The sequence below is a fragment of the Halorubrum sp. Eb13 genome (assembly GCF_002252895.1).
GTDB lineage: Archaea > Halobacteriota > Halobacteria > Halobacteriales > Haloferacaceae > Halorubrum.
On sequence record NZ_NHPE01000132.1, the window covers coordinates 1 to 7475 of the forward strand.

Sequence of the window (7475 nt, forward strand, 5' to 3'; positions counted from 1 at the left end):
TCGGGAGCGCGCTCGGCGCCCGGATCGGCTCCGGGGCGACCGCGTACGTGGACGAGGACGACGTGACGGTCTACTTCGGGCTCATGCTCCTGGTCGCGAGTCTCGCCGTCGCGCTCGGCGAAGTCTCGGCGTGGCTGGCGATGCCGGTCCTCGACCGAGTCAGCTTCGTCCTGCTGATCGGCTCGGCGCTGTTGGTCTGCGCCGTCATCCTCTACCACGGCGCGCTCGCGGTCCGCGGGGGTCGCGACGCCGCACCGTCAGCGTAACGGGACCGACCCGCGAGCGCCCCGGCCCGGCGCCTCACGGCGTTCGCCGGGCCGACCGCCAGCTCTCGAAGAACGCGCCGGCGGGGTGGTAGTCGGGCTCGACGCCCGGCGGCTCCGGCGCGACGAGGTCCCCGTCGGCGTCCGACGGGAGCCGCTTCTCGTACCAGAGGCCGGCCGGCCCGCGGTACAGGTCCGTCCGAACCGCGAGTCGGCGGTGCCAGCGGCGGAACCCGTCGGCCGCGTCAGCGTCGCCGCGCGCCGCCGCCCGCTCCGCGAGCGCCGCGGCCGCCCCGATCGCCTCCGCGAGCGCCCAGCCGTACCGGTCCTCGACGAGCGGAGCCCCGTCGGCGGCGTGGGTGTAGACGAACCCGTTCTCCGTCCAGCCGTGATCGACGGCGGCGTCGAACAGCTCGGCGGCGCGCTCGTCCCAGCCGTCGCCGGAAGGGCCGTCGGTGCCGCCGTCGGCGTCGCCGGAAGGGCCGTCGGCATCGACGGCGCCTCCCGCGCCCCCCGGCCCGTCGGCGTCGTACCGGTCGAGGAGCGCGAGGAGCTTCGCCCACTCCGCGTGGTGACCCGGCTGGTACCCCGGTGGGCGGAACTGATGGCGGGGCTCGTCCGCGTTGTATCCGAAGTCGTGCTCCCACTCGGGGGTGTAGTGCTCCCAGAGGAGCCCGCCCGTCTCGGCGGCCAGATCGACCGTCATCGCCTCGGCGATTCGGCGCGCCCGGTCGAGGTACCGGTCCTCGCCCGTCGCCTCGTAGGCGGCGAGGTACGCCTCGCAGGCGTGCATGTTCGCGTTCTGGCCGCGATACGGCTCTACCTCGGTCCACTCGGCGTCGCAGTCGCTCCGGAGCAGCCCGGCGTCGTCGCGGAACCGCTCCTCGATCAGCGCGTGCGTCGCCGCGACCCCCTCGCGGGCGCCGTCGATCCCGGCCTCCGCGGCGCGGGCGTACGCCAACAGGACGAACGCGTGGCCGTACGCCGATCGGGTGCGGTCGACGGGGTCGCCGTCGGCCGTGACGACGAGCCGATAGCCGCCGTCGTCGCTCCGGTGGGCCTCGCGCAGGAACGTCAGGCCGTGTTCGGCCGCCGGGACGCACCAGTCCGGGCCGTCCGCGAGGGCGCCGAGCGCGAAGTTGGCGGCCGACCGGCAGGTCGCGACCAAGTGTCGCCGGTCGCCGGTGTAGGGATCCCCCGTCTCCGGGTGGAGAAGCCGGTAGCCGCGGTCGGCGAGCGCGTCCGGGTACTGGACGCGCAGCGTCGCGAGCAGCCGCGCACGGTGCGACCGCGCCCGGCGCTCGGCGTCGGTTGACGTCGCGTCGGTCGGGCTCGCGTCGGTCATCGAGTGCAACGAGGACGCGTCAGCGCAAAATGGCTGTCGGCGGTCGCGTCTCCCGACCGGTCCGCTCGGTGACACTCTTCCACACGATATTGTACGAAACACCCAAAACTATTATCACCGCTGGAGGCGTACCTGTGGGTATGAGTTCAACCGAATCCGTTCCCGCGGAGCCGATCCAGCTGTCCGACCCCGACGAGTTCGACGACCTCGTCGCCGAGCACGGCGTGGTCCTCGTCGACTTCTACGCCGACTGGTGCGGCCCGTGCCGGATGATGGAGCCCGCCGTGGAGGCGGTCGCCGCGGACACCGACGCCGCCGTCCTGAAGGTCGACGTCGACGTCCACCAGTCGCTCGCGGGCGAGTACGGCGTGCAGGGTATCCCGACGCTGCTCGTCTTCGCCGACGGCGAGCTCGCCGACCGCATGGTCGGCGCCCAGACCGAGGACGTGCTGACCGACGCGGTCGCGGAGCACGCAGCCTGAATGGCCGACCTCGACGGCGAGGTGCTGACCCGAGACGACGCGATGACGCACCGAGAGCTGCGCGCCGACGTGCCGGCGCTGGGTGAGGCGGCGTACTTCAACTTCGGCGCGCACGGCCCGAGCCCGGAGTACGTCGTCGAGGCCGCCGCCGGGTTCATCGCCGACCACGAGTACGGCTCGGCGACGACCGATCCGTACGGCCACGCCTTCGAGACGTACGAGTCGGTTCGCGAGCGGATCGCCGCGTTCGTGGGCGCCGAGCCCGAGGAGATCGCCCTCACCGAGAGCACGACCGACGGGATCAACCGGATCGCCGGCGCGATCGACTGGGAGCCCGGCGACGTCGTCGTCCGGACCGACCTCGAACACCCGGCCGGGGTCCTCCCGTGGAAGCGGCTCGAACGCGAGGGCGTCGAGGTCCGCGTCCTCGAGACCGAAGACGGCCGAGTCGACCGCGAGGAGTACGCCGAGGCGGTCGCCGACGCGCGCCTCGTCTGCTTCAGCGCGATCACGTGGACCCACGGGACGCGGCTCCCCGTGACCGAGCTCGTCGAAGTCGCGAACGAGGCCGGCGCGTTCACCCTCGTCGACGCCGTCCAGTCGCCCGGACAGGGCCCGTTGGACGTCTCGGCGTGGGGGGCCGACGCGGTCGCGGCCGCGGGCCACAAGTGGGTCCTCGGGCCGTGGGGCGCCGGCTTCCTCTACGTCGACCGCGAGACCGCCGTCGGGCTCGCGCCGCGGACCGTGGGGTACCGCAGCGTCGACGACCCGAACGCCGACGAGATCGAGTACAAGAAGGGCGCGAAGCGGTTCGAGGTCGGCTCGACGACCGCGGCCGCCCACGTCGGCCTCAGCGAGGCGCTCGACGCGATCGACGCGGTCGGGCTCGACGCGATCGAGTCGCGGATCGAGACGCTCACCGACCGGTTCAAGGAGGGCGTCCCCGAGGACCGACTCCTGAGCCCCCGAGAGTTCGAGAGCGGGCTCGTCACGGTCGACGTCGACGACCCCGACGCGACGGTCGAGCGGCTCGCGGAGCGGGACATCGTCGTGCGCTCGTTGCCGCACCCGGACGCGGTCCGCGCCTCGATCCACGCCGTCTCGACCGAGTCCGAGGTCGACCGGCTGGTCGACGCGCTCGCCGCGGAGTGGTGACGGCGGCGGGCCGTCGCGCGGTCCGCAGACGATCGCGGTCCGGCGGACCGGACTCGTTTTCACACTCGACGCTCAAGGCCTCGCATGGGTTTTCACACGTTCGACGTCGACCGAGCGTCGGAGCTGGAGCGTCCGGAAGTCCGGTACCGCTGGGTGTCCGCCGAGGAGCTCGTCGGTCCGCTCGCGGCCGCCGACGTCGAGGTCGTCGCCGACCTCGGCAGCGGCACCGGGTTCTACACCGACGACGTCGCGCCGCACGCCGAGACGGTTTACGGCGTCGACGTGCAGCCCGAGATGCACGACCGGTACCGCGAGAAGGGCGTGCCGGAGAACGTCGAACTCGTCGTGAGCGACGTGGCGGACCTCCCGTTCGCGGACGGCGAGCTCGACGCCGCCTTCTCGACGATGACGTACCACGAGTTCGCGAGCGACGCGGCGCTCGCGGAGCTCGCGCGGACGATCCGGTCCGGCGGGTCCCTCGTCACCTTCGACTGGAGCGCCGACGGCGACGGCGACGGCGGCCCCCCGACCGACGAGCGCTTCGCCGCCGCCGACGCGGTGGCGGCGCTGGAGGCGGCCGGGTTCGAAGTCGTCTCCGAATCGACGCGCACGGAGACGTTCGGCGTCGTGGCCCGGGCGCCGTAGGCGCCGGCCGTCGCGGCCGCGAAATCGCCGTCTCGCGGTCGCTCGCGAACGTCCGTGAAGAAATACCGTTAGGTGCGTCCGGCCCTTAGACGAGGTATGTCCGTTCGCTCCCGCTCGGTCGCGATCGTCGCACTCGCACTGGTCGCGACCCTCGCCGCGCGGCCGGCGGCCGCCCACGTCGACTACGTCACCGAGGGGTCGGGCGATCCCATCGACGCGGTGGCGTTCACCGCCGAGGTGCTCTCGGACCCGTTCAACGCGGCGCTGTTCGCTGGGTCCGGCCTCCTCGTGACCGCCGGGATCGCGGCGTACCTGTGGGTGCGTCCGACGATCGTCGACGTCGTGGTCCTCCGCGAGAAGCTCGCCAGCTACGGCGACCTCGTCGCGTGGATGCTGCGACTCGCCGTCGGCCTCCCGCTCGTCGGCGCCGGCTTCCAAGGGTACCTGTTCGCGCCGACGCTCTCGTTCGACACCGGGGCGAGCCCGCTCCTCCGGGTGCTGTTCATCGGGCTCGGCTTCTGTCTCCTCTTCGGGCTCGCGACCCGGATCGTCTCGACGGTTGGGCTGTTGACCTACGCGTGGGTGTTCCTCGCCGTCGACCCGATCGTCGTCCTCGCGGTGGAGTACGTCCCGGTGTTCGTCGCGCTTGCGATCCTCGGCGGCGGCCGGCCGAGCGCCGACGACATGCTGTTGGAGGTCGCGAGCACGCCGGGGTCGTACTACGGTCGGATCGATCCCGTCCATCACCTGAAGGGGTTCCTGGACGAGTCGACCGCCCCGCTACGGCGGTACGTTCCGACCGTGCTCCGGGTCGGAATGGGGATCTCGTTCGTCTACCTCGGGCTGATTCAGAAGCTCGCCGACCCCGGGAGCGCGCTGCTCGTCGTCGAGAAGTACGGCCTCACGTCGGTCGTCCCCGTCGACGCCGGACTGTGGGTCGTCGGCGCCGGGGTGACGGAGATCGCTGTCGGCGTCGCGCTGATCGCGGGCTTCTTCACCCGCGGCGCGGCCGCGCTCTCGTTCGTGCTGTTCACGACGACGCTGTTCGGGCTCCCCGACGACCCCGTCCTCGCCCACGTCGCGCTGTTCGGCATGGCCTCGGCCGTCTTCACGCTCGGCTCCGGGCCGCTCGCGTTCGACCACTGGTTCGGCCGTCCGGCGCTCGACGACGACGAGGCGGTCATCCCGGCCGACTGAGGGGAGAGGGCGGTCGGCGAGCAGAGGACCGGTTTTAAGACTCGGTCGCCCGCGTAGGGAGGTATGAACGTCGACCTCGGCAACGCACTGGAGACGACGCCCGGACTCACCGACGAGACGCTGGAGCGCCTCGACGAGCGCGTGGCGGACGCGCACGACCGGATCGACGCCGGGATGGACGGAGACGAGTTCGGCTACGCCGCGTTGACCCTGCCGGAGACGACCGACGCGGAGGCGATCCGGGCGGCGACCGACCGGTTCGACCGCCCGGAAGCCGTGCTGACGGTCGGGATCGGCGGGAGCGCGCTCGGCGCGGCGACGATCGCGAACGCCCTCGAGAGCGACGTGGACGCGTACTTCCTCGACAACGTCGACCCCGACGCGGTCGACGCGCTGCTCGACCGGCTCCCGCTCGCCGACACCGTCGTCAACGTCGTCTCGAAGTCCGGGACGACCGCGGAGACGCTCGCGAACTTCCTCGTCGTCCGCGAGGCGATGACGGAGGCGGGCGTCGACTGGACCGAGCGCACCCTCGTGACGACGGGCGAAGAGGGGAACCTCCGGGCGCTCGCCGACGACCACGACCTCCCCGCGCTCGACGTGCCCGACGGGGTGCCGGGGCGCTTCTCCGCGCTCTCGACGGTCGGGCTCGCGGTGCCGGCGCTGCAGGGCCACGACGTCGAGGCCGTGCTGGCGGGCGGGCGCGACGGCATGGCGGCCCTGTCGGGCTCGCTGTTCGAGACGCCCGCGTACGCCTACGGCGCGGCGACGTACGCCCTCGCGGAGCGCGGCGCGCTCACGAACGCCGTGATGCCGTACGCGGAGTCGCTGGAGACGTTCGCGGAGTGGTTCGCGCAGCTGTGGGCCGAGAGCCTCGGCAAGGACGGGCTCGGCCAGACCCCCGCGCGGGCGCTCGGCGCGACCGACCAGCACTCTCAGCTCCAGTTATACCGCGCCGGCCCGCCGGACAAGCTCGTGTCGCTGATCCGCCCGACCGAACGCGCGGAGACGCCGATCCCCGAGACGGACCTCGACGGGCTCGCGTACCTCGGCGGCTCGTCGCTCGGGGAGCTGTTGGACGCCGAGTTCGAGGCGACCGAGGCGAGCCTCGCGGCCGCCGACGTGCCGAACGTCCGCGTCGAGATCGACGGCGTCGGCGAGCGGAGCCTCGGCGAGCTCCTCTACGGGATGGAGGCCGCCTGCGTGCTGTACGGCGAGCTGGCGAGCGTCTCGACGTTCACCCAGCCCGCGGTCGAGTGGGGGAAGAAGGCGGCTCGCGGGCTGCTCGGCGGCGGGGACTTCCCCGAGGCCGACGCCGTGACCGACAAGCGGGAACTGCGCGTCGAGCGGTGAGGCGGCGGGGACTTGCGCGCCGGCGCGTCGCGGGCCGCCACGTCGCTCACCGACGCCGACGCGACGCAGTTCGCCTTCCGGTGCCGATAAACCCCCCCGACCCGTACGACCGCCGATGAGCGAGACGCCGCCCGAACCGATGAACAGCGTCCTCCGTCTCGCGAGCGCGGCGTTCGCGGTCCTCCTCGCGCTCCTCGTCGCCGGCGCGGTGACGACGCCCGTCTCCGAGTTCGCCGTCTCGCTCGGGCTGGTGGGTGAGGGGACGACCGGCCTCCAGGTGTTCCGGACCCTGCTGCAGTTCGTCGGGTTCCTCGTCGCGGTCGTCGGCTACCTCGCGATCACCGACCAGTGGGGGCTCGTCGGCGTCTCCCGGCCGACGCTCCGGGACGCCGGGCTCGTCCTCGGCGGCGGGCTCGCCCTGTTCGCGTTCCAGTACGGCGCGCTGTTCGTGCTCGGGGAGATCGGGCTCACGACCGGACAGAACCAGGCGGTCGTGCCAGACGGCGACCCGGTGACGTACTACCTCGTCATGGTCGCCGTCTCGCTGTTCGTCGTCGGACCGGTCGAGGAGGCCCTGTTCCGGGGCGTCGTCCAGGGCGGGCTCCGGCGCGCGTTCGACGCGGCCCCGGCGATCCTGCTCGCCAGCCTCGCGTTCGGGCTGGTTCACCTGCCCTCGGTCTCGGGGAGCCCCGGCCAGCGGTGGGCGTACGTCGCCGTCGTCGTCGTGCTCGGCGCGGTGCTCGGGGTCCTCTACGAGCGCACGGAGAACGTGGTGGTGCCGGGCCTCGCGCACGGCGTCTACAACGCCGTCATTTACGTCGTGCTCCTCGCGCAGTCGCTGTGAGACGTCGCCGCCGCTGATGGGAACGCTCCAAAATCCCCAGCCGCTCGGTCGTATGTGGTTGACCGCAGATCATCGACGAACATCTCCAAAGCCCCAGCCGTGAGGCGGTCGCACGCTCGCTGTGGTCCTCGCTCAGTCGCTGGCGCTCCCTCGCTGCGGTCCTTGCGTCCCCTCCGACCGCCTCACGGCTG

7 protein-coding genes and 1 pseudogene are annotated in these 7475 nt (G+C 72.5%); 7 read left to right on the forward strand and 1 reads right to left on the reverse strand.

Going from position 1 to position 7475, the window contains the following annotated elements; translation table 11 throughout:
• Window positions 1-266, forward strand: a pseudogene (locus DJ75_RS14965) (sulfite exporter TauE/SafE family protein); the annotation flags it as partial.
• A 34-nt stretch (window positions 267-300) separates the two neighbouring features.
• On the opposite strand, the gene DJ75_RS14970 reads toward DJ75_RS14965, so the two are convergent.
• Complete coding sequence (locus tag DJ75_RS14970; protein ID WP_094525227.1) at window positions 301-1608, reverse strand: AGE family epimerase/isomerase; 1308 nt, start codon at window positions 1606-1608, stop codon at window positions 301-303.
• A 140-nt stretch (window positions 1609-1748) separates the two neighbouring features.
• On the opposite strand from DJ75_RS14970, the gene trxA reads away from it, so the two are divergent.
• The 6 genes from trxA (at window position 1749) to DJ75_RS15000 (ending at window position 7284) form a co-directional block, all read left to right on the forward strand.
• Window positions 1749-2090 (forward strand): thioredoxin, encoded by a 342-nt coding sequence (trxA, locus tag DJ75_RS14975; RefSeq protein WP_094525228.1) that lies wholly within the window; start codon window positions 1749-1751, stop codon window positions 2088-2090.
• Window positions 2091-3245, forward strand: a complete 1155-nt coding sequence (locus DJ75_RS14980; RefSeq protein WP_254921683.1) for an aminotransferase class V-fold PLP-dependent enzyme — start codon at window positions 2091-2093, stop codon at window positions 3243-3245.
• A gap of 84 nt (window positions 3246-3329) precedes the next feature.
• Window positions 3330-3890 (forward strand): class I SAM-dependent methyltransferase, encoded by a 561-nt coding sequence (locus DJ75_RS14985; protein WP_094525229.1) that lies wholly within the window; start codon window positions 3330-3332, stop codon window positions 3888-3890.
• A gap of 96 nt (window positions 3891-3986) precedes the next feature.
• Window positions 3987-5087, forward strand: a complete 1101-nt coding sequence (locus DJ75_RS14990) for a DoxX family protein (protein ID WP_094525230.1) — start codon at window positions 3987-3989, stop codon at window positions 5085-5087.
• 63 nt (window positions 5088-5150) lie between these two features.
• Window positions 5151-6440 (forward strand): glucose-6-phosphate isomerase, encoded by a 1290-nt coding sequence (locus DJ75_RS14995; RefSeq protein WP_094525231.1) that lies wholly within the window; start codon window positions 5151-5153, stop codon window positions 6438-6440.
• 115 nt (window positions 6441-6555) lie between these two features.
• A complete protein-coding gene (locus DJ75_RS15000; protein WP_094525232.1) occupies window positions 6556-7284 on the forward strand; it encodes a CPBP family intramembrane glutamic endopeptidase in 729 nt (242 codons plus the stop codon).
• Window positions 7285-7475: the final 191 nt, after the last annotated feature.